The following is a 23,137-nucleotide window of genomic DNA, read 5'->3' on the forward strand; positions in this document are numbered from 1 at the left end:
CTCTAAGAATTTCAATAATTGGAGCGACTGCCCATGAAGCTGCCAGCGTCAGTACGCAAAATCGGCCCGACTCGACGAAGCGTGTCTGGTTACCATGCTTTTCGAGGTGAAGAGTCCATTGCCTTTGAATCGACGCTGGAGCGTGACTTTCTGATTCGGGCAGAGTTCGATTTAGATGTGCTTGGGGTCATCTCGCAGCCTTGCGAGATTCCTTTCCAAAATCCCATCACAGGCCGATGCTATACATATACGCCTGACTATCTGGTCTATTACCAGCTAGGAAATCGTCATTATGAGGACTATCCGAAACCTTTACTGGTTGAGGTCAAGCCACAGGCGGCATGGCGTAAACAATGGCGTGATTGGCTCCCTAAGTGGAAAGCGGCGTTACGATACGCTAAGGACCAAGGTTGGACATTTCGCCTTGCTGATGAAAGCCGCATCAGAGACGCAACCTTCGACAACATCACTTTCCTGATGCGCTACAAGCGCATGACGTTTTCACCCGAAGAAAGTCAGGAAGTGCTGAAAACAGCTCATAAGATGGGGGTTGTCACTTTGGACTACCTGCTAGCCCGGCACTTCATGGGCATCTATCGCGCTGAGGGCATCTCTCACTTGTGGCATCTGCTAGCTACTCGGCAGCTAGATTGCCATATGGCTCTTCCTTTTAGTCCTTTCACAGAAGTCTGGGTGCCAAATTATGAGTGAAAATAGTGCCAATACACCTAGTCCTGACAGTGGAGTCACGCAAACTCGCCAGCAAGTAAAGGTCGTGGTCGGTGAGTACGTACAGAAGGGAGAGACCGTCTATCGAATCACAGAAGTGCTAGATTTCTCCACAGCTATCGGCGTTGCCGTTGAGACAGGACGAAGTAGCCCTTTACCGGTAACTGAGCTGATGCCTATCGATAGCAATCTTACCGGTCCTGCTCCTGATTTGACCGAGGTGGGAGATTCGGACTGGCATGAAGCTGAGCGGCGCTTTTCCATTATTCAGCCGCTGGTCGACCAATTACTGATAGGCCGGGAAGTGGTTAGTGCGCGAGCAAAGGAGACAGGGGTTGATACTGCAACGATTTATCGGTGGTTGCAGCGTTACCGCGCCATGGGAACTGTCCTGGCGTTGATCCCGCAAAAACCGGGTTGGAAAAAAGGCAATACACGCATTCCCGCTCATGCCGAAGCAGTGATCAAGGAAGTTATTAACGAGGTTTATTTGACGCCGCAGCGCTCGACGGCACAAAAAGTGGTTTTGGAGGTCATGCGTCGATGTCATGAGCGCAAAATCGACCCTCCCAGTCCCGGCACGGTACGCTCCCGTCTTCGCAGTGTTCCGGAGCGCGACAGGTTGCGCGCCCATGGATTCAGAGAGAAGGCTATCAATCGGTTCCAGCCTGCTGCTGGCCACTTCCCTAACGCTGACTACCCTCTTGCGGTTATGCAGATTGACCATACACCAGCGGATATTATTCTGGTGGATGATGTACATCGCAAGCCTATTGGAAGGCCCTGGATAACGCTGGCAATGGACGTATTTAGTCGCGTTGTCACTGGGTATTATCTGTCCTTTGATGCACCCTCTGAGACGTCTGTCGGGATGTGCGTAGCTCAGTCTATGCTCCCTAAGGACGAATGGCTTTTGCTGCATAACGTGGAGGCTGAATGGCCAGTATGGGGTACACCAAGGACGATCCACGTTGATAATGGCCCAGACTTCCGTTCTGAGTCATTTCGACGCTCTTGCTTGGCCTATGGGATCAATCTCGAATTTCGGCCAGTTCGTCAGCCTCGCTATGGTGGCCACATTGAGCGATTGCTGGGCTCACTCCTCAAGGAGATCCATGATCTCCCGGGCACCACTTTCTCATCCATCAAAGAAAAGGAGGGGTACGATCCGGAAAAGCACGCGGCCATGACAAAAAGTGAATTTGAAGAGTGGCTTGTTACCTTGATCTGCAAGGTCTACCACCAGCGACGGCATTCTGGAATTGGAATGTCGCCTATGAAAAAGTGGGAGATCGGTGTCTTTGGTAATGCAGAGATACAGGGAGTCGGGTTAGCACCGCGACCCGTAGATCGATTATCTGTACTGCTCGATTTTCTGCCCAGTTTTCAGCGCACCATTCAGCCCTTTGGTGTCACCATCGATGGCTTGCGCTACTACGATGAAGCCCTTCGAGCTTGGATAAATGCAGTTGAGTCGGATAACCCTACTAACAAGCGGTCATTTGTTTTCCGGCGCGACCCCAGGGACATTAGTGCTATTTGGTTCAAAGATCCCGCGCTGAATCAGTACTTCAAAATACCCTTTGCCAACCTGTCTCTCCCTTCGATGAGTATTTGGGAGCATGCCCAGGCCAGAGCAAGTCTTCGCAAGGAAGGCATCGACTCTACGGACGAGAGCCAGCTGTTGCGGACTATCAGCGAAATGAGAAGCCACGTAGAGGAGTCGAAGGCGCGGACAAAAAGAAGTCGTCGGCAAGCTCAACGACGTAAAGAGCATGAGAAGAAGGTGACACCTGCCGACCCGCTTGCTAATACCGCTAAAGCTCAGCCACCTATAGCGCCGCAGTCCAGTTTTGATGGACTTTTGTCCGGCGACATCGAAGTGAATTGGGATATCGAATGAGCACACACCTGCACCCGGACCTTCGCTACGTCCTTGGTTTATCTGCCGAAGAGCGCATCGCATTTATGGATCAGCCTCGTTGGATCGGCTACCCATTGGCTAACCGGATTATTGAGGCCATGCGCGGACTCATGGAAAAACCAAGCCGTCCGAGAATGCCCAATTTGCTGATTGTCGGTGAGTCCAATAACGGTAAAACAACCATAGTTCAGCGCTTATCCAAGTTGCACGGCCAGGGCTATGTCAACGAAGACGCTGATCCCGTCAAACCCGTCATTGTCACTCAGTCCCCTCCTAGTGCCGACGAAAAAGGGCTTTACATTGCCATCTTGGAAAGCTTTTGGGCGCCGTATCGCCCAACTGATCCGGTGTCCAAGCTTCGCTATCAGGTCATTCACCAGCTTCGCGCCTGCCACACGCGTCTCCTTATTATTGATGAGTTTCACTCACTCTTGACAGGGGGTGCCGTAAAGCAGCGGGAAACCATGAATGCCATCAAACTCCTCTGTAACGAACTTATGCTGCCGATTGTCGGCGTCGGTACTCGGGATGCTGTGCGCGTTCTCCACTCAGACCCTCAGCACGCCAGCCGTTTTGATGTGGTTACCTTACCGGCGTGGACACTCACTGAAGATTTTCAGAAGTTGCTGGCTGGGTTTGAAAAAACCCTGCCGCTCAAGCAGGTATCGCAATTACATAAGCCTGAGTTGGCCTTTTCCCTTCATGCAGTATCCGGAGGTAACCTGGGCGACCTGCACCGGTTGTTAATCGAATGTGCTAATGAGGCGATCCTTTCAGGCAAAGAGCGTATTGATGGAGATATCATTCAAAGCAAGGCATGGCTGCGTCCGACACGCGGGATTAGGGAAGTGACACTCTGATGCCCTGGACACTCCGGGTTCCTCTCCTGGCCGATGAAGCACTTTCATCCTGGTTGGCCAAGGCTGCCTTAAGACAGGGCTGTGATCCTTTGGCACTCACGGGAGCTATTTGGCCAGGATGGCGGGTATGGACGCGGGATATCGACAGAGGTATTCCTGATGCCCGTCTGGATCCTCTGGTGCAGGTATCAGGTATTCCTGCGTCCGATTTCGAGCAAGCCGCATTGCGTGGCGTTTATGAACAGATCAGTGGCCACCCGCTAGCGGAAAATCGCTCATGGCCTTGGCTGTTGGCTTTGGGCACCAGAAATCGAGTTCACCACGGGGGCCAGCAGTTTTGCTCCTTGTGCCTCACTCAGGATATCACTCCCTACTTCCGACGCGCCTGGCGGATGGCCTGGCACGTGGGATGCCCTTTGCATGACGTGCTGCTCCTTGATGCTTGCCCTACTTGCCATGCTCCTATCGAACCTCACCGGCTCGTAGCAGAGGATAAGCACATAGCTCAATGCGCACGATGTAAGCTTGACTGGCGCCATGTGGCCTGCACACCCATTTCCCAAGACGCACTGAGGTTCCAACAGCTTGCGGATGAGGTTCTGCAGAGGGACCACGCTGTCCTTGGCGACAAAGCGATTTCAGCCTCCGAATGGTTTGCGGTCAATGCCTTTCTCCTTGGTGTGATACGCCGAGCAAGTCGTTGGCCAGCATCCGAACTGACTTTCGCTCTCCAGTCTCTTGGCATTTCGGTCACTGAGAGGCTCTTGCCGGTGACGGGCCTATCCTTCGAGCTGTTGCCCGTTTCTGAACGAAGCGCAATGCTCACAACGATACAGCGCATGCTGGATATTGGTCTTGATGAGATGTTTGAAGCGTTCCATAGGAATGAGGTAATGGCGACCGCTCTTCATGATCCACGAAAATCGCCTCCAGAGGTAATCCGGCCAATGATGGTCAACGGTTCCCCTCGACAGAAAACCTCGCGTGGCGATCTTCAAAGTGGCCATCAACCGAAATCAGAGCGAGCCGTCAGGGCAGCATGGGCACGCTTGAAGCGCAGAATGAAGACCGAAATGCCATGACCCAACGCTCGGAAATATGCTGTGATGAGTGCGGGCGTGAAGTTCTTAAGCTAACGCGCCGACACCGAGGGCATGGTTATTGTTCCACCTGCTACGCACGTGTTTTTAAGCGACGGCTGTGCCCACCATGCGGTGAGTTGGCCCGCTTGCCACGCGATGATCCTAAGGCGGTCTGCCGTCGCTGCGAGATCGACAAACCGTGTGCACGATGTGGAAGCGCTGAATACAGGATAGGAAAGATCACGCCTTACGGACCGGTCTGTAACGCATGCTCCCCTCACTTTCGGGAGCCAAAGCCGTGTGAGGACTGTGGGACGCCATCAGGACGACTGACGAGGGTAAAACGTCAGGGCCATGATCGTCGTCTGTGTCCGTCATGTGCTTCGGCAGATCACGGAACCTGTTCCGCTTGTCGCCGCCATCGATTATTGACCATTGCTCCAGAAGGTCAAAAACTTTGTCACACGTGCCACGAGCAGGGGGACATTACCTGCCCTTCCTGTTACGGCACCATGCCTGCGGGCCGAGGTGATGTCTGCGAGGCCTGTTATTGGGGTAGGACGTGCCGAAAGCGGATAACAATTAACCAAGCAGCATTCAAAGAACCTGAAATGAGTCGGTTATTTGTAGAGTTTGGGGCATGGCTGATGCATACCGTAGGATCGAAAAAAGCGGCGCTTAAGATCAATAACTACCTCGCATTTTTCCTCGACATCGAAACAACCTGGCAGCAAGTACCGAGCTATTCACAACTGCTCCATCACTTCGGAGCTGAAGGGCTGCGCCGTGTTAGGCTCCCTATGCGATGGTTAGATGAAGCAAAAGGGATCAAGCCCAATGCTCAAGCCAAGCGTCTTCATTCGGACAAACGGCGCATTCGTGAATGTCTTGCCTCCTTACCGCCTAGTTCGCAGGCGAATAAAGCGCTTCACAGCTACTGGGGGCAGCTGGAGTCTCGGATCAAGAGCGGCAAGACCTCTTATACCTCCGCAAGGCTGGCGTTACGGGTAGCTGCCTCGTTACTGCGCCACACCGATACAGCGGGACAAAGGCTCCCCGCTCAGCGCGACGTCGAGAGTTACCTAGACGCTGCACCCGGCCAGGCCGCTACCCTGACTGGCTTTACGAACTTTCTTAATCAGCAGCAGGGCACCGCCTTGAAGCCCGTTGTCAACGCCGCAAGAATCTGCAAACAGCGAAAGGAAAAGCTGGCTCGCTCACTTATGAAAATGGCCAAACAGCCTGAAAAGAATGAGGCCTGGCAGTGGGAATGGTTGATGTTGGGCATGGAGTATTTCCATGAGAGGAAAATCTCAAAAAAAGCCATCCGCCAGCAAGAGATAGAAACCAAAGACGATGGCATTTGGGTTACTTTAGAAGGCAGTAAATATTGGCTGCCAAGCTCTCAATAAGACTTTTAAAGTTATACCCATAGACGAACAGTAGCGTCGAACGTGGACATTGCAACGGCCAAGTGTAAAACCAGTCCTTAAAAGAATTCTAAATTTATTGTTTGTCAACTAAAGCCGTGAATGATTTGAGCATAACTGCGGAGGTGACTTCTTCTCTTACAACATCCATTGTGGCGTATGCATTAGCAATGGAAGGCAAATTCAGTTCAAAAAGCATTTCAAAAAGCTCTACCCGCGAAGGGTGAGTACTCATTTGTCTCAGGGCTGTATGATGGAGATCATAATCACCAGTTCGCACCATCTGTGGCAGCATTTCGATCAGAGGAGGCATGATTCCATCCTCTTCGGCGACCTTATAAGCGGAGATCTGTCCAAGTAACCCACAAAGAAAGCCAATGTCAGGAGCAATGCGTATCGCAAATCGGCGGGCGTGCTGCGCTGTTGAGCTTTGGTTTGCTTGTTGGCTAACGTTTTCTTCGTGCTTTCTAATGAATTCGAGAAGCCACTCTTCGATCTGGGCTAGTGTGCACCCTCGGCACCACTTGGAAACTAAAACCTTAAGCGCTTCTAGTATTCGCTTGGCAGTTGCTTCGGGATTTGACGTATTCGTATAGGCGCGACCAAACACGGAGATGAGAGCTGTCTCCTTTACGAAAATTGTTAAGTCCAAAGGGTATTCAGCGACTATGTCCAAAAGCCAATTGACCCAGCCATCTGTTGAGGAATTTCCAACGGGGGCGTGATTGAACGCTTCGCTCAAGCGTTCGACCAACCTTGGTGGGACGCCATTACGAATAGCAATTTCTTTTTGCCACTCAAGCACCGCGCTACAATCCAGCAGGTGTTGTCATGTCGATACCGGTCGATTAGTTGCTGAGCCCGAGGTGTTTTACTGGTGGCCACGACATAGCTTTGATGCTTAGCATTCAGTATTCCAGCAATTTGGTGGGCATGCTCTATATCCGTCGCCACTACTAGCCCACCAGCTTGTGGGGTCTTATGCCTGGTTTCACTCAGCTGCTGAATACCTATATCCAGCACAGCATTGAGGATGTCGTCATGGCGCAACAGGTCTTCATAGCTAACGGGTGACTCACTGAGTAGTTGAGAGAAGCATGAAAACCCTCGAACAGACTCAGTGTTTTCTTTTTCCTCGACGAGCCTGATTAAAGGATTATCAATTAGCGTAATCCGTGGGGCTCTGCAAACGCCCTCGTTCACAGCGTTTTGTAAGTCATAACGATAGTCACAGATCAGCTGCCCTTCTGGATCAGAGTACCTTGCCAACGCCATAGGTAAGTCATCAGAATGCCAAGGGGTTCCAGACCAGCCAAGGGTATGAGTAGCTTGATCCTGGATATTCCGAATAATCTGCTGCCCCCATGTGTTACTAAGGAGAGGATCATGACCTGGGTAGAGTCAGTGTGTGAAGACATTTCAGGTCTCTCCGATATTTCCTTGTCTGAACATGATGGCAGAGAAGGTTGAGCTGTTTTGCTTCATTTTTATTATTAACGACGAATCTTATCGGCTAGCGCCTTTTGCCAGCGCCACTTTTGAGCTCGGCTTGCGGCCTAGCTCATGGGTGATCCAGTAACCGGTATCAATCACGGCCTGTAGGTCAATGCCCGTTTCAATGCCTAGCCCTTCAAGCAGGTAAAGCACGTCTTCGGTGGCTACATTGCCGGAGGCGCCCTTGGCGTAGGGGCAGCCGCCCAGGCCCGCCGTCGCCGCATCAATCACGCTAACACCTTCTTCCATTACCGCGTACAAATTGGCCAGCGCCATGCCGTAGGTGTCGTGGAAGTGCGCCGCCAGGAACTCAATGGGCACTTGCTGGCGAGTCGCCTCAATCATACGTTTGGCCGCCAGTGGTGTGCCGACGCCAATCGTGTCGCCTAGAGACACCTCGTAGCAGCCCATCTCATAGAGCGCCTTGGCTACTTCGGCTACCTTGCTAGGCGCTATCTCACCCTCGTAGGGGCAACCCAATACGCAGGAGACATAGCCGCGTACACGAACGCCTGCATCCCCAGCACGCTTTAACACTGGCTCAAAGCGTGCCAGCGACTCGGCAATCGAGCAGTTGATGTTTTTCTGCGAGAAGGCTTCTGACGCGGCACCAAACACGGCGACCTCTTCCACACCTACTGATAGGGCGTTTTCGAGCCCCTTCAGATTGGGCGTTAGCGCCGAATAGACAACGCCGGGCTGGCGCTTAATACCCGCCATCACTTCGACGGCGTCGCCCATTTGCGGCACCCATTTGGGTGATACAAAGCTGGCCGCTTCAATATGCGTGATACCCGCCTTGGCCAGTCGCTCAATCAGGGCAATTTTAGTCGCGGTAGGCACGATGGCCCCCGGCTCGTTTTGCAGGCCGTCCCGGGGGGCCATTTCAAACAACTGAACGGACGAAGGCAATGGCATAAGGGATAAGCTCCTATTGGTTAGTCGCAGAGTCGTTGGCTGCAAAGTCGAGCAGCACGGCGCCTTGGTTGACGGTGTCGCCGGCCTGGAAGTGGAAGGTGTCCACGCTGCCATCGGCGGGGGCCGTCATGGTGTGCTCCATCTTCATGGCTTCCATCACCATTAGCGGCATGCCTTTCTCGACTGCCACGCCCGGCTCTACCAGCAAGGCAACGACGGTGCCGTTCATGGGCGCTGTGAGCGTGGATTCCGCCTCATGGTGACCGTGGTCGATGGCATCGATACGCCGCCAGAACAGGCGGGTTTCTCCGCTCGGGTCAGCCATGACGACGACATGCCCGTCGCGGTTCGCCTGTAGGCGACGGCGGTGGCCGTTCAACGTGACGGCGACAGCATCACCCGTCAGCGGCTGGAGGCTCGCAGTGAGAGTTTTATCATTGATAGTGAGGTTCCACTGTGTCTCCCCCGCGCTACGCTTGCCTTCAACGATCACCACTGCATCATCGCTATCAGCGGCCTTTACGCTTGCGGGGTCACATAGCGCAATGCGAATGGTGTGGGGCGCGTTGAGTCGGAAGCCATCGTGGCGGTCCCAAGGTGAATCGCTTTCACACTCTTGGGCTAGTTGATGAAGGCCGATTAACGCAGCACTGGCGTAGGCTTCCATACTGTAGGTGCGCGGGGCAAATAGGGTGGCTTCGTTGCGCTCGATAAAGCGCGTATCCAGCTCCACGTTCTTAAAGCCGGGGTGGGTTGCTAGGCGCATCAAGAAGGCGCGGTTAGTGACCACGCCTTGAACGTCCAGCGCTGCTAGGGCGCGGTTAAGCGTGGCCAGCGCCGCATCGCGGTCGGGGCCGTGAACAATCAGTTTGGCGAGCATCGGGTCGTAATGCATGGATACCGCATCGCCGCTCTCTACGCCGCTATCCAGGCGTACCTGGTCAGCACCCAGACCCGCGCCTTCCAAATCCAGCGCAAAGCGGGTGAGCAGGCCGGTAGCGGGCAGAAAATCCTGTTCCGGGTCTTCGGCGTAAATCCGCGCTTCAAAGCTGTGTCCGGTAATGGTTAGTTCGTCTTGGCTGCATGGGAGCGGTTCGCCCATGGCCACACGTAGCTGCCACTCGACCAGATCCTGACCGGTGATTATCTCAGTGACCGGGTGTTCGACCTGAAGACGGGTATTCATCTCCATAAAGTAAAACGAACCGTCCGCGTCTAACAGGAACTCGACGGTACCCGCACCCACATAGCCAATTTCCTGGGCGGCACGCACGGCGGCGTCGCCCATGTTACCGCGCAGCTCTGCGGTCATGCCGGGGGCAGGCGCTTCTTCAAGGACTTTTTGATGGCGGCGCTGCACGCTGCAGTCCCGCTCGAACAGATAGACGCCGTTGCCGTGGCGGTCGCAGAACACCTGCACTTCCACGTGGCGTGGCTGTACCAGGTACTTTTCGATCAGCATGCGGTCATCGCCGAACGCGGCTTTGGATTCACGACGGCAGCCGTCTAACGCTGCCTGGAAGCCATCACCGGATTCAACAACGCGCATGCCTTTACCACCGCCGCCTGCGCTTGCTTTGAGCATGACAGGGTAGCCGATTTTGTCGGCTTCGCTACGCAGAAGAGCATCGTCCTGATCGTCGCCGTGATAGCCCGGCACCAGTGGCACACCGGCATTGGCCATGCGCGCTTTAGCAGCGGATTTATCACCCATGGCGGCAATGGCTGAAGCCGGTGGGCCGACAAAGGTAATACCGGCTTCTTCGAGGGCTTTGACGAAGCTGCCGTTTTCAGAAAGAAAGCCGTAGCCGGGGTGAATAGCGCCGGTGCCGGTGCGTTGGGCGGCGTCGATCACTGCCTCAATATTGAGGTAGCTTTCGCGTGAGGTGGCAGGCCCCAGGCGCACGGCTTCATCGGCTTCACGTACGTGGCGGGCGCTGGCGTCGGCATCAGAATAAACGGCCACGGTTTTTAAACCCATGCGGCGGGCGGTGCGCATTACGCGGCAGGCGATTTCACCGCGATTGGCCACCAGCAAGGTATCGAATTTGGTTGGGGTAAGCGTCATGAGCGTGGCTCCGCAGCGTTATTGTGTTCTTCAGATGACGTCCAGACGGGGCGGCGCTTTTCAAAGAAGCTGGATAAACCCTCTTGGCCTTCCTGGCTTACCCGCAACTTGGCGATCATCTGGCAGGTATACTCGCGGGTCTCAGGGCTATCTGGCTCACGCTCAACCTGGGAGAACATCTGTTTTCCAATTTTCTGTGCCTGAGGCGAACCTGCTCGAAGTACTTCGAGCATGCTATCAACAGCTTCATCTAGGTCATTGTGTGGAATAATTTGATGCACGAGACCCAACTTAAGAGCAGTTACAGCATTTATTATTTCAGCCGTTAGTGCATATCGCCGCATTTGTCGATTGCCAATGGCACGCTGCACATAAGGGCTAATAACGGCTGGAACCAACCCAATTTTTACTTCCGATAAGCAGAACTTAGCTTTATCAGAAGCTATTACGATATCGCAACAGGCGGCAAGGCCAACGGCACCGCCGAAAGCGGCCCCCTGCACACGGCAAATCGTGGGGCATGGCAGCGTGTCCAGGCCATGCATCAGCGCAGCGAGCTTGCGAGAATCAGCGACGTTGCCCTCTAGGTCATAATCGACCATGCGCTTCATCCAGTTCAAATCAGCGCCTGCGGAGAAACTTTTACCTTCTGAACTCAGCACTGTTACCCTTACATCTCCGTTTTCAGCGAGCTTATGTAGTTGATTTAAATGAAGGTTTAGCTCAGCGATTAAGTTATCATCAAAAGCGTTATGCACCTCAGTCCGGTTTAAGTTCAAGCGCGCCACGCGATCTCTAATAGTCAGTGTTGAATAAGTCATCGTTATTACCCTCTTACATTCGGAAAACGCCGAACTTAGTCTCTGCGATCTCAGCATTCATTGCGGCAGCCAGAGAAAGCCCTAACACTTCACGGGTCTGTGTGGGATCAATAACGCCGTCGTCCCACAGCCGGGCACTGGCATAGTAAGGGTGACCCTGGTTTTCATATTGTTTGCGCGTAGGTTCTTTAAAAGATGCCTCTTCTTCTTGGCTCCAGCTTCCTCCCTCATTCTCTATCTGTTCACGTTTAACTTGCGCTAATACGTTGGCAGCTTGCTCGCCACCCATCACTGAAATACGCGCGTTGGGCCACATAAACAGCAGGTTGGGGTCGTAAGCTCGGCCGCACATGCCGTAGTTACCGGCACCAAAGCTGCCGCCAATCAGTACGGTGTACTTGGGCACTTTGGCGCAGGCCACGGCAGTCACCAGCTTGGCGCCGTGCTTGGCAATGCCTTCGTGCTCGTACTTGGAGCCGACCATAAAGCCGGTAATGTTCTGCAGGAAGATCAGTGGAATCTTGCGCTGGGCGCAGAGCTCGATAAAGTGGGCGCCTTTCACGGCACTTTCGGAAAACAGCACGCCGTTGTTCGCGACGATCCCAACCGGGTAGCCGTGAATATGGGCAAAGCCGGTGACCAGGGTTTCGCCATAATAGCGTTTGAACTCGTCGAAATCGGAGTCATCGACAATGCGGCCAATCACTTCGCGCACGTCGTAGGGTTTTTTTAGGTCGGTACCGACAATGCCATACAGCTCGGAAGGATCGAGTTTGGGCGGCTTAGGCGCCTGCATGGCGAGCTTGCCCCGCTTTTGCCAGTTCAGCCGCGATACGCAGGCGCGGGCAAGCTGCAGTGCGTGGGCGTCGTTTTCGGCGTAGTGGTCGGCCACCCCGCTGACTTTGGCGTGAACATCTGCACCGCCTAAATCTTCAGCGCTAATGCTTTCGCCGGTGGCGGCTTTGACCAAGGGCGGGCCACCCAGAAAAATCGTGCCCTGCTCTTTGACGATAATCGATTCATCCGCCATGGCGGGGACATAAGCTCCACCCGCGGTGCAGGAACCCATCACCACGGCAATTTGCGGAATACCTTCGGCAGACATCGTCGCCTGGTTATAAAAGATGTGCCCGAAGTGGTCGCGGTCGGGAAAAACTTCATCTTGGCGGGGTAGAAAAGCACCACCGGAATCGACCAGATAGATGCACGGCAAGCGATGCTTGCGGGCGATCTTCTGAGCACGCAGGTGTTTTTTTACCGTGAGCGGAAAGTAGGTGCCGCCTTTTACTGTGGCGTCGTTGGCGACGATCACGCACTCGATCCCGGACACCCGGCCAATGCCGGTGACTACACCGGCAGCAGGCACCGAAAAATCATATACTTCGTGTGCGGCCAAAGTAGAAAACTCTAAAAACGGTGAGCCTTCATCGATCAAGTGATCAATGCGGTCGCGCACATACAGCTTACCGCGGCTTTCGTGGCGCTCACGGGCTTTACTACCGCCACCTTGGGCTACAGCGGCGGTCAGTTCGCGCAGTTTATTCACTTCACCCAGCATTGAGGCTTCGTTGGCTTGAAACACATCGCTGCGAGGATTGATTTTGCTATTAATAATGCTCATAACGCGATCCTTACTTGCTTTTGGTGAAGAGTTCGCGGCCAATCAACATCCGTCGAATCTCGCTGGTACCTGCACCAATTTCATACAGTTTGGCGTCGCGCAGCAGGCGCCCGGTAGGGTATTCGTTGATATAGCCGTTGCCGCCGAGCAACTGAATAGAATCCAGCGCGACTTGCGTCGCTTTTTCAGCACAGTAGAGAATGACGACAGCGGCATCTTTGCGCGAGGTTTGGCCGCGATCGCAGGCACCTGCAACGGCATATAAATAGGCACGACAGGCGTTCAAAGTGGTGTATATATCCGCTACCTTGCCCTGCACCAACTGGAACTCGCCAATCGACTGGTTGAACTGCATACGCTCGTGGATATAGGGCATCACCACGTCCATTGCCGCCTGCATAATGCCAATCGGGCCCGCGGCTAGGACTGTGCGCTCGTAATCCAAGCCACTCATCAGCACGCGAATGCCTTTGCCTGCGCCGCCGAGGATATTCTCAGCGGGCACGGCGCAGTCCTGGGACACCAGCTCGCAAGTGTTGGAGCCGCGCATGCCCAGCTTGTCGAGCTTCTGGGCGGTGGAGAAACCAGGCATACCTTTTTCGATAATAAAGGCGGTAATGCCTTTGGAACCGGCTTCGGGGTCAGTCTTGGCGTAGACCACCAGAACATCCGCATCGGGACCGTTAGTGATCCACATCTTATTGCCGTTAAGGATGTAGTGGTCGCCATTTTGTTTGGCGCGCAGTTGCATTGAGACCACGTCAGAGCCTGCGCCGGGTTCCGACATCGCCAAAGCGCCCACGTGGTCGCCGCTGATCAGCTTAGGCAGGTACTTGGCTTTCTGTTCTGAGGAGGCGTTAATCTTGATCTGATTCACGCACAGGTTGGAGTGGGCGCCGTAAGAGAGCGCAACCGATGCGCTGGCCCGCGAGATTTCCTCCATGGCGATAAAGTGGGCGAGGTAGCCCATACCGCTGCCGCCATCTTCCTCGGAAACGGTGATGCCCAGAAGGCCCATGTCGCCAAACTTCTTCCAAAGATCGTTGGGGAATTCGTTGTTGCGGTCGATTTCGGCAGCGCGTGGGGCAATCTCACTGGTGGCAAAGGCGTTGACCTGCTCGCGCAGCATATTCAGTTCGTCATCGAGGCCCAAATTGAGTTCTGAGTAGTGTGAAAACATGTTCAATCACCTGTTACGAATAGCATTAGCTAGCTGTGTCGGCTAGGCGTGCCGAGAGTATGTAAACAAGGCACCGAATTAGTGCATCGTGGTGGGAAAAGGGGCGAAGTGTGAGCGATTGAGTTTAATATCTTCTCAGGGTTTTGTTTTTCAAGTAGTGCTTCCAAGGTTTGACGACAACGAATCTCGGCACTTTCAAGATCTAATTGCACCATCGTAATGTCTCTCATCTGCTGATCGAGCGCTGCATGAAGATCGGCTATCTTGTTAAACATTAGGTACAGTTGCTTCTTACAGCCGCTGGGGGTTTCATCCCATAGTTCAAAGAGCACACGAGTTTCTGCCAGGGAAAAGCCTAGTCGTTTAACACGAATCGTTAGCTTGAGCCGCACTCGATCTTCGCTGCTGTAAATTCGAGTTTGCCCACTGCGAATAGGGTGCAATAACTCCTGGTCTTCATAAAAGCGAATGCTCCGGGTAGTGACGTCAAACTCGCTGGCCAATTCACTGATTGTGTAGGTTATGTTCATGATCGCTACTCTTGTCGGTAGGAGAATGGTCCCTACGGAACACTGATATGAGGCTAAAACAAGTTTACGTTAACGTAAAGGTAGTAGTTGTACGTATGTGATATTTAAAGTGTTGTTAAGGTGATGAAAAATATAAATTTTATACTTTTAATAGTGCTTAATTTAAATAGATATAGACCAAAGATGTAATTGTAATGCTCTACAATTGACTGCTAGTTTCTATCTTACGTCTACGTAAAAGTAATACATGGTTTTCAGCCAACGGGGGTTCGACTAAGCATTTAAGCAGCTAGTGAAACCTCACATTTAGTACCTGGATACAAGAGCAAAAGAGGCTTATCACTTCATGCGAGTAAAAGATTACGAGTGGCAATTAAGGTTAGCTAGCTTGAGAAACCAGCAAGATGAAGCGTAGAAGGCCAAAATTCATAAACACAAACAGCTAGCAGAGCAAAGTACTGGGCGCGATGTCAGCGGATAAACCTTACTAAAGTGTTGCGCTTGGAGTCTGCATCCACCACCCCTTAAAAATAAAAATGCGTGGCTTTAAGAATGAGCTCAACAACGCTCAATCAACATGGCAATTCCTTGTCCTCCTCCAATACACATGCTTATTAAGGCATAACGTCCACTTGTACGGCGAAGTTCATATATTGACTTAACGAGCAAAATAGCACCAGTTGCTCCAATCGGATGTCCTAATGAAATGCCTCCGCCATTGGGATTAATCTTTTCAGGGTTAATGCCAATTTCTCTAATAACAGCGATTACTTGCGACGCAAAAGCCTCATTGATTTCCCAAAGATCGATATCTTCAACTGAAATATTGTTGCGTAGAATTATATTATTAATCGCTGGAACAGGCCCTATTCCCATATATTTAGGGTCCACGCCTACAAGTTCACTATCAACTATACGGGCAAAATAATCACAACCTCTTTTATCTGCATGTTCTCTATCCATCAGCACCAACGCAGCTGCACCGTCGTTAATAGTAGATGAGTTGCCAGCTGTAACAACCCCATTCTTCCTATTGAAGACAGGGGGCATAGAAGCTAGCTTGGCGTAATCAACAGTTCGTCGCGGTCCCTCATCCTCGTTGATAATAGTTTCACTGCGCCGGCTTTCATTTTTTAAGGCAAGGATCTCATGTTCAAAAAAACCAGCATCTTGTGCTGCTATTGCACGCCGATGACTTTCAAGTGCATAGTTATCTTGCTCTTCTCTGTTAATTTTCCATTTCTTTGCAATATTCTCTGCAGTCACACCCATATGGCATTTATCAAATGGATCTGTCAAAGCCCCAACCATAGCATCAACCGCAGTAGAATCGCCCATTCGCTGCCCCCACCTATTCGATTTTAGCCAATAAGGTGCTTGGCTCATTAGCTCACCTCCTCCCGCAATGCAGCACTTAACTTCACCTGAAGATATATAGGAAGAGGCTGTTATAACAGCCTGCAAACCACTCCCACATAATCTGTTCAAGGTCAGAGCCGGAACGCTGTGAGGAACTCCAGCGTTAACACTCGCGACTCTCGCTAAATACATATCCATAGGGTCGGTATGGATGACATTACCAAAAACAACATGCCCGACATCTGCATGTGGAACGGCTGCACGAGACAGCGCCTCCGTTGTCACGCTAGTGCAGATATCGCCCAATGAAAAGGAAGAAAGAGCTCCACCAAATGAGCCAATGGGAGTCCTAACTCCAGACACAATGACCGTATCTTTCATACTAAATCTCCTGACAATAAATTGCTAAATATACCATCACCTAGTGGAAGAGCTTGCTTTTACCTAATTCTAGGAGAAGCAGTCAATGAAACACATTGCTTTTTAGCTTCACTCTCTTGTATTTTTAATGACCTCATATAAGCTTCTCTATTCCTTAGTTTATCCCAGTACTTTTTAATACCATTTCCAAATTTTTCTTCCATATCTAAATATGAGGCTAGCATCAGAGAGTAACCAACTGATACGTCGGCAGCTGTGAACCTTCCGGAACAAATATAATCTTCGGATAATAGTCTCTCATCAATAAATTTAAGTCTAGAAAGGAACCAGCGTTCATAATCAGTCGCCACTTGCTCTATTCTTCTCTCTAACGATTCAAAGTGCTTGTATCTAAGAATAAGAGTCTGTGGAAAAGTAAGTGTAGCTTCACCGAAATAAAGAAAGTTCAAATAGCAGCCATAACTTGGTTCCGCTACTCCAACCCCCATTTTATTAGCAGAGTAGCGGTCGGCTAGGTATTGGCACACTGCCGATGACTCTGTCATAAAGGTTTTATCATCATAGAATGCTGGAACAGTTCCCAAGGGATTTGTTTTTTTGTAATCTTTTTCTAAATGCCTTGGGGGAAAATCATGCATAATCAAATCATATTCCATCCCCAGCTCTTCCAGCATCCATAAAATTCGAAATGACCTAGCACTCATGCAGTGGTGTAAAGTAATCATAACTACTCCTAGAAATTATGTTGAATTTAAAAAACGGAAAATTACTTAAAGACCATTCCAGGCAGCCATAATATGATTGATGGAAATAGGGCCATCAGCCCACAGGCCAACACGATCAGCGCCACAAATGGGATCACCGCGCGATAGAGGTCGACGATTTCCACCCCAGGCGGCGCCACCCCCTTGAGGTAGAAGAGCGCGTAGCCGAAGGGCGGCGTCAGGAAGGAGGTCTGCAGCACCACGGCAACCATCACCACGAACCACAGTACGTCTACGCCCATGCTCTCGATGATGGGCAGCATGATAGGGAAGCTGAGTAGCACGATGCCGGTCCAGTCCAGGAACATGCCCAGGATGAAAACCAGGAACAGCATCAGGATCAGTGCCCCGGTTGTGCCGCCGGGCATCGCCATCACCACCTCGTGGATGACGTCCAGGCCGCCGCCGATGGAGAACACTCCGGTAAAGGCAGTGGCTCCCACTACCACCAGCATCACCATAGTGGTGGTCTTGCTGGCCTCGATCAGCGTGCGATAGCAGGTCGAGGCCTTACGATCGCCGAAGATCAGGAAAAGAACGAAGGCGATAGCCACGCCAATGGCCGAGGCCTCGGTGGCGGTGGCTATGCCCAGGAGCAGCGAACCCAGCACGCCGAGGATTAGCGACATCGGCGGCATCACGTACTTGACGAGCATGATCAGCAGCTGGCCGGTGGAGACCTCGGCGCGCTCCGCCGCGGGCACTGCTGGTCCGTAGCTCGGTTTGAGATGACAGATCACCAGCACGTACAGGGCATACATCGCGCCCAGCATCACCCCCGGCACTAAGGTGCCGGCGAACAGCGCGCCTACCGAGACTGGCGAGTAGCTGGCCATTAGGATCAGCATGATGCTGGGCGGGATCAGGATACCCAAGCAACCACTGGCCATGATTACCCCAGTGCTTAGCTCCTTGTTGTAGTTATACTTGAGCATCGGCACCAGGGCGACCATGCCCATCACAGCGATGGAGGCGCCGACGATTCCGGTGGTGGCGGCCAGAAGCACCGAGACGATAACCACAGTAAGAGCCAAGCCGCCACGCAGATTAGCGAGCAGCAGGCGCATGGTATCGAACATCTTCTCGGTGACACCGGAGTCATTTAGGAAGCGCGCCATCAGCACGAACAGTGGGATGGCAACTAGAACATAGTTGTCCATAGAGTTGCCGTAAATGTTATTGATCAGGATGCCTAACGTGTTGGCACCGGGTCCTAACCAGGCACCGAGTACTGCGACGCCGCCAAGCACGAAGGCCAGCGGATGACCTATGAACAGGCCGATTAGTAGACCGACGAACATAAACAGGGTGAGCATCTCAGGGCTCATGCAACATTCTCCTTGCTTAGCTCACCAAAGGCGCGGATGACGACAGCTAATGACTGGAGCAGCAGTAGCGCGGCGGCTACAATAATTACTCCTTTCAATGGGTAGACAGGAATGGCTACCATGCCATTGGTAGTCTCACCACGGCTGAATGAGCGTTCAAAGAAGGCCCAGCCGAAGGTGAACAGCATCCAAATGAAGGGCGCGAAGAAAATCAGATAGCCGAGCAGGTCGAGTGCAGCCTGCTTATGTCGGGAGAGTAGGCGTTTGAGCACGTCGACTTCCACGTGGGCGTGATGGCGCAGTCCGAAGGCCGCCATCAGCATAAAGTGGACTCCGAACAGCATTTTAGTCACATCGAAGGCCCAGTCACTGGGGCGTCCGATCAAGAAGCGTGCGGCGATGTCATAGATCACGATCAGCGTGATCACAGCAAGCAGCGGGGCAATCAGGCGGCCGAACCACTCGTTGAGGACATCGATAGCCCTGGCAATGGTGTTCATGAAAAAGCTCTCAGAAACGGGTGAATCAAACGAAAAGAGATGTTCGGGTGCCAGAAAGAGGTCGGGGCACGTAAGCCCCGACCTGATTACTGGTTTATGCAAGCTTCAAGTTCTTCGAGGGAGGGTAGGTTGTTCGTGGTACGACTCATGTTGAAGGGCACAGTCAAGTCGCGCCAGGTTGAGTAGTGCTCCAGATAGCTGACCATGGAGTGATATACTTGTGCTGTCATTGGATTTTCACATGCACTTTGAACAATAACTTGATTAGTGATTTTTTGGATTTTTTCTAAGTCTTCCTCTGATAGTTTATGAATCTCAACTCCAGCCTCAATAAAATTTTCAGCCCCTTCAGTTGACTTTCTTTCAAGCCATGAGAGCGACCAAGCCATGGTGGACTCAGCGGCAATCTTCAGTTTATCTTGAGTTTGCTCTGAAAGACTATTCCATGCATCCTTATTGATCATTACGCCCAGAACACTTCCTGTTTGATGCCAGCCAGGAACAGTCCAATGTTCAACGACTTCTGCAAACCCAGCGTCGTAATCTACTCCAGGAGTATTAAACTCCATTGCTTCTACAACACCTCGCTCAATAGCTTGGTAAATTTCAGCGCCAGACAGCGATACTTGAGAACCGCCCAGGCCACTCAAAACTCTTCCTTGATCTCGCCCAGCTAGGCGAACTCTTTTTCCGTCAATGTCATTTAAACTAGTAATTGGAACCCCTCCCATCAAGCCAGATTCGCTACCAACAATTCCATAAGGGAGATAGACTAAATTATATTCCCCATAAACCTCTTGATAGAGCTCCCAGCCGCCCCACTGCATTATCCAATTAAGGTAGTCGACACCATTGAATAACATGGTTGTAGTGCCTAAAGGAGAAAAGGCCGAGTCAGTACCTGCCCAATAACCCGGCCAATCACCAGAAGCTTCGATGCTTCCTGTTTCTGTGGCATCGAAGACTTCTGTGCTTGGCATAAGGGTACCGCCAGCACGAAATTCAATAGACAACTCACCATCCGTAAGCTTATTTACAGTCTCGACCCAATGTCGATCGATCTCAATTAACCCCAAGCTATCTGGCCAAGTCGATGTCATAGTCCAAGTTTCTTGAGCATTTGCTGCTGCCGATAAAGTCAGCAAAGCTGTTGAACTGATCGCTGTGATGAAGTTTGTTTTTTTCATGATCACCTCAAATTGTTATAATGTATCATTTGTCGTGCAATTTCCCATTATGATGGGGGCTAATTCATTTGCTTACAAAACTAATTGCTAATCAAAATTTTGATTAACGACTATCTTTACTTAATTTACAATAGAGCCTTCGACTGAATTTAAGCTAATCGTCGACTCATTGTTCTGCAAATCATCGTCATGAGAAATGATATTTATTTTTAAAGCTCTTGTGAATGCTCACTAAAAATTAAAAATAAAATAAATATTAGTTACATTTTCTTTAGTTCTCTACGTACGATTTTTCCCGTAGCCGTCTGAGGAAGCTCATCTATGTATGTTATTTCACGCGGATACTCATGTGCTGCTAAATGTTTTTTAACATGGCTCTTAAGTTCTTCAGAAAGTTCCTCAGTTGGCTCATGCCCTTCGGCCAACACAATAAATGCCTTTACTATTTCAGTCCTCAATTCGTCGGGCTTTCCTACTACAGCAGCAAGACGTACAGATGGGTGTTTAAGCAAACAATTTTCAATTGGTGCAGGGCCAATTCGATAACCAGCACTAGTTATGACATCGTCATCTCTTCCAACAAACTTGAAAAAACCATCTTCATCTTGCACACCCAAGTCACCGGTTACCAACCAATCGCCAATAAATTTTTCTTTAGTGGCCTTGGGGTTGTCCCAGTACCCAATAAACATAACAGGGTCAGGAGATTGAATAGCTATACTTCCTAACTCACCACTTTTTAGAATGTTCCCTTTGTCATCTATAACTGCAACTTTATGACCAGGTACAGACTTACCTATATATCCCGGCTTATGAATGCCCATCTGTGTGCTAGAAGAAACCACAATATTGCATTCAGTCTGTCCATAAAACTCATTTATTGTTACACCAAAAGTCTTTCGCCCCCAGTCGAGAAGTTCGTCCCCTAGTGACTCTCCCCCACTTGCGATACTCCTAACATTCAGTTCCCATCTACTCTTAGGATTTTTTTCTTGTCGCATAATCTTAAGTGCTGTTGGAGGAAGAAACATATTTTTTACCCCAAAACTTTCAATGAGAGAGAAAGCTTCTTCAGCATTAAATTTCAACATTCGTCTAGCAACTACAGGAACACCAAAATACAGTGATGGCAATAAGACATCTAATAGGCCGCCAATCCATGCCCAGTCAGCAGGCGTCCACATCACATCTCCGTTTTTTGGAAACCCATCATGCGAAGTTTGAACACCAGGAATATGGCCAACCAGCACCTTATGAGAAAGAACCGCACCTTTCGAGCTCCCTGTAGTGCCTGATGTGTAAATTATCATTGCCGGGTCATCTGCTGATGTTTTCTTCGCTGAAAAACGCTCATCAAACAGAGATATATCTTTATGGAAATCAATAGAATTCACACCTGACTCACAGGGTTCTATTGAATAGACTACCTCTAGACTATTAAGGTCATCAATAATGGATGATAAATTTTCCAACCCCCTAGCGTCTGTTATAACCACACGCATGGAACAGTCATTCATTCTATGAAAAACAGCATCTGGACCAAACAAGCTAAACAAAGGAACGGCAATGGCACCTAATTTATAACAAGCAAAATGTGAAACAGCCGTCTCAGAACACTGTGGCAGATAAATGCCAACTCTATCTCCAGACGCAACACCCTTTGCAACCAAACTATTTGCCAACCTATTTGACTTCTCCTGCAACTCTTTGTAGGTGACTTCTTTACTCTCCCCGTGCCCGTTGACCTCTATCAGGGCAACTCGTGAAGCATCCTTGTTCGCCCATTTATCACAACAAACATCTGCGATGTTAAAATCTTCATAAATTGGCCAAGAGAAATTGCTTACAATATCTTCGTAATTTGAAAAAGAACTAATCACACCCCGCCTCCTTAAAAATTATTATTGAAGTCTGATGATTTTTGATATCATTTCAGCCATATTTCGACAGCCAAGCTTTTTCATAACCTTTGATCTATGCGCTTCAACTGTCCTGTAGGATATACCAAGCTCTTTAGCTATTTCTTTACACGTCATCCCGTTAGCAATATATCCCGAAACCTCTCTTTCCCTAGCTGATAAGATCTTACTTGGCCCAGAGAAATCTTCAGCTTCAGAAAAGCTCCAAACTGCCAGCTTGAAAGGATCTTGTGGAGTTAATGTTCTACCCGAAGCTCTAGCCCAAAAGACCTTCCCCCCCTTGGTTTGCATAAATCTCTCGTCTACATAAGAGGCGGACTCCATCAATTCTGAATAGCTTTTTTCACCAATTTTATTGAAGTCGGCAACGGAGGGATAAAGCTTCAAAATCAGCTCTCCTAACAGCTCCTCTTTTTCATATCCAAACAACTCGCAAAATTCTATGTTGCAAGTTTTTATTGATCTACGCTCGGTCAGCACAAGGGCAACAGGAGCATATTCAAAAACCAGTTTCTCATCTTCATCACTAAGCATAGAGATCATAGGCGGCATCATCTAGTAATTTGATAGCGTGACTTGTTTTTTTAGTTACACGCTTCAATCTAATGTTGATTCATCATTTGAGATTAGCAGCACGCACCACGTTCCTCTATACGTAGTACTACGCATAGAGGAACGAATAATCTTCTACTACTGCGTGCTCTAACTCTCTGTCACCGTGTTGGATGTAATGATAAACCTTGAAAGCTTCAGAGCTGGGCATCTCTACGCGTAAGGACGAATCCGGCTCTTCTTTTAATTCAGTAGTTTAGGTGGCATACCTAGGTCGCTGGCATGGAATAGAACGGCTGTCCTGAAACGCTCATTGCTCCGGTAGCTTGATGCGCATCCGTATCGTCCGCGTCTTACCATTCAGCGCTTCTGAACCGCCCCGGTTATTCCGGAGACCGGTTTGTTTGAGTCAAGCAGCTTCACCCGACTCTTCCAGTTGACGATAATACGTCCTTTCTCGTTCTGCTGGTGGAACGTTTCCGATGGGTTC

At 50.6% G+C, this 23,137-nt stretch carries 19 protein-coding genes; 5 read left to right on the forward strand and 14 right to left on the reverse strand.

Features of this window, described 5'->3' with window-relative positions:
* Window positions 1-33 precede the first annotated feature (33 nt).
* From HZS80_RS02385 to HZS80_RS02405, 5 genes are all read left to right on the forward strand, one after another.
* Entirely contained in the window at window positions 34-711 is a 678-nt protein-coding gene (locus HZS80_RS02385; protein ID WP_179915049.1) for a TnsA endonuclease N-terminal domain-containing protein, read from the forward strand.
* A complete protein-coding gene (locus HZS80_RS02390) occupies window positions 704-2,632 on the forward strand; it encodes a Mu transposase C-terminal domain-containing protein (protein ID WP_179915050.1) in 1,929 nt (642 codons plus the stop codon). The genes HZS80_RS02385 and HZS80_RS02390 overlap by 8 nt, the downstream gene beginning before the upstream one ends.
* Window positions 2,629-3,513 carry a TniB family NTP-binding protein gene (locus HZS80_RS02395; protein WP_179915051.1) on the forward strand — a complete coding sequence of 295 codons (885 nt, stop codon included), beginning with the start codon at window positions 2,629-2,631 and terminating at the stop codon, window positions 3,511-3,513. The genes HZS80_RS02390 and HZS80_RS02395 overlap by 4 nt, the downstream gene beginning before the upstream one ends.
* Window positions 3,513-4,595 (forward strand): TniQ family protein, encoded by a 1,083-nt coding sequence (locus HZS80_RS02400; RefSeq protein ID WP_179915052.1) that lies wholly within the window; start codon window positions 3,513-3,515, stop codon window positions 4,593-4,595. Before HZS80_RS02395 ends, HZS80_RS02400 begins: the two co-directional genes overlap by 1 nt.
* Before the next feature lie 611 nt (window positions 4,596-5,206).
* Window positions 5,207-6,007 carry a hypothetical protein gene (locus tag HZS80_RS02405; RefSeq protein ID WP_246361655.1) on the forward strand — a complete coding sequence of 267 codons (801 nt, stop codon included), beginning with the start codon at window positions 5,207-5,209 and terminating at the stop codon, window positions 6,005-6,007.
* Between the two features lie 94 nt (window positions 6,008-6,101).
* Here HZS80_RS02405 and HZS80_RS02410 read toward each other — a convergent pair whose 3' ends face one another.
* From HZS80_RS02410 to HZS80_RS02475, 14 genes are all read right to left on the reverse strand, one after another.
* The gene (locus HZS80_RS02410) at window positions 6,102-6,830 is read right to left on the reverse strand and encodes a hypothetical protein (RefSeq protein WP_179915054.1); all 729 of its coding nucleotides are present in this window, start codon (window positions 6,828-6,830) and stop codon (window positions 6,102-6,104) included.
* A gap of 701 nt (window positions 6,831-7,531) precedes the next feature.
* A complete protein-coding gene (locus tag HZS80_RS02415) occupies window positions 7,532-8,437 on the reverse strand; it encodes a hydroxymethylglutaryl-CoA lyase (RefSeq protein ID WP_179915055.1) in 906 nt (301 codons plus the stop codon).
* 13 nt (window positions 8,438-8,450) lie between these two features.
* A complete protein-coding gene (locus HZS80_RS02420) occupies window positions 8,451-10,505 on the reverse strand; it encodes an acetyl/propionyl/methylcrotonyl-CoA carboxylase subunit alpha (protein WP_179915056.1) in 2,055 nt (684 codons plus the stop codon).
* Entirely contained in the window at window positions 10,502-11,326 is an 825-nt protein-coding gene (locus tag HZS80_RS02425; protein ID WP_179915057.1) for an enoyl-CoA hydratase/isomerase family protein, read from the reverse strand. The genes HZS80_RS02420 and HZS80_RS02425 overlap by 4 nt, the downstream gene beginning before the upstream one ends.
* 13 nt (window positions 11,327-11,339) lie before the next feature.
* On the reverse strand, window positions 11,340-12,947 hold the full coding sequence (locus HZS80_RS02430; protein ID WP_179915058.1) for a carboxyl transferase domain-containing protein: 1,608 nt from the start codon (window positions 12,945-12,947) through the stop codon (window positions 11,340-11,342).
* A gap of 10 nt (window positions 12,948-12,957) precedes the next feature.
* Window positions 12,958-14,127, reverse strand: coding sequence for an isovaleryl-CoA dehydrogenase (locus HZS80_RS02435; RefSeq protein ID WP_179915059.1), 1,170 nt, complete (start codon window positions 14,125-14,127; stop codon window positions 12,958-12,960).
* Window positions 14,128-14,156: 29 nt separating this feature from the next.
* Window positions 14,157-14,657 carry a MerR family transcriptional regulator gene (locus HZS80_RS02440; RefSeq protein ID WP_179915060.1) on the reverse strand — a complete coding sequence of 167 codons (501 nt, stop codon included), beginning with the start codon at window positions 14,655-14,657 and terminating at the stop codon, window positions 14,157-14,159.
* 558 nt (window positions 14,658-15,215) lie between these two features.
* Window positions 15,216-16,397 carry an acetyl-CoA C-acyltransferase gene (locus HZS80_RS02445; RefSeq protein WP_179915061.1) on the reverse strand — a complete coding sequence of 394 codons (1,182 nt, stop codon included), beginning with the start codon at window positions 16,395-16,397 and terminating at the stop codon, window positions 15,216-15,218.
* Between the two features lie 59 nt (window positions 16,398-16,456).
* Entirely contained in the window at window positions 16,457-17,122 is a 666-nt protein-coding gene (locus HZS80_RS02450) for a glutathione S-transferase family protein (RefSeq protein WP_179915062.1), read from the reverse strand.
* Window positions 17,123-17,163: 41 nt separating this feature from the next.
* Window positions 17,164-18,489 (reverse strand): TRAP transporter large permease, encoded by a 1,326-nt coding sequence (locus tag HZS80_RS02455; protein WP_179915063.1) that lies wholly within the window; start codon window positions 18,487-18,489, stop codon window positions 17,164-17,166.
* Window positions 18,486-18,989 carry a TRAP transporter small permease subunit gene (locus HZS80_RS02460; protein ID WP_179915064.1) on the reverse strand — a complete coding sequence of 168 codons (504 nt, stop codon included), beginning with the start codon at window positions 18,987-18,989 and terminating at the stop codon, window positions 18,486-18,488. The genes HZS80_RS02455 and HZS80_RS02460 overlap by 4 nt, the downstream gene beginning before the upstream one ends.
* Before the next feature lie 86 nt (window positions 18,990-19,075).
* Window positions 19,076-20,176, reverse strand: coding sequence for a TRAP transporter substrate-binding protein DctP (gene dctP, locus HZS80_RS02465; protein ID WP_179915065.1), 1,101 nt, complete (start codon window positions 20,174-20,176; stop codon window positions 19,076-19,078).
* A 260-nt stretch (window positions 20,177-20,436) separates the two neighbouring features.
* Window positions 20,437-22,056, reverse strand: a complete 1,620-nt coding sequence (locus HZS80_RS02470; RefSeq protein ID WP_179915066.1) for an AMP-binding protein — start codon at window positions 22,054-22,056, stop codon at window positions 20,437-20,439.
* A 21-nt stretch (window positions 22,057-22,077) separates the two neighbouring features.
* Complete coding sequence (locus HZS80_RS02475) at window positions 22,078-22,638, reverse strand: LuxR C-terminal-related transcriptional regulator (RefSeq protein WP_179915067.1); 561 nt, start codon at window positions 22,636-22,638, stop codon at window positions 22,078-22,080.
* Between the last annotated feature and the right edge of the window lie 499 nt (window positions 22,639-23,137).

The organism is Vreelandella glaciei, from assembly GCF_013415125.1.
Classification (GTDB): Bacteria; Pseudomonadota; Gammaproteobacteria; order Pseudomonadales; family Halomonadaceae; genus Vreelandella; species Vreelandella glaciei.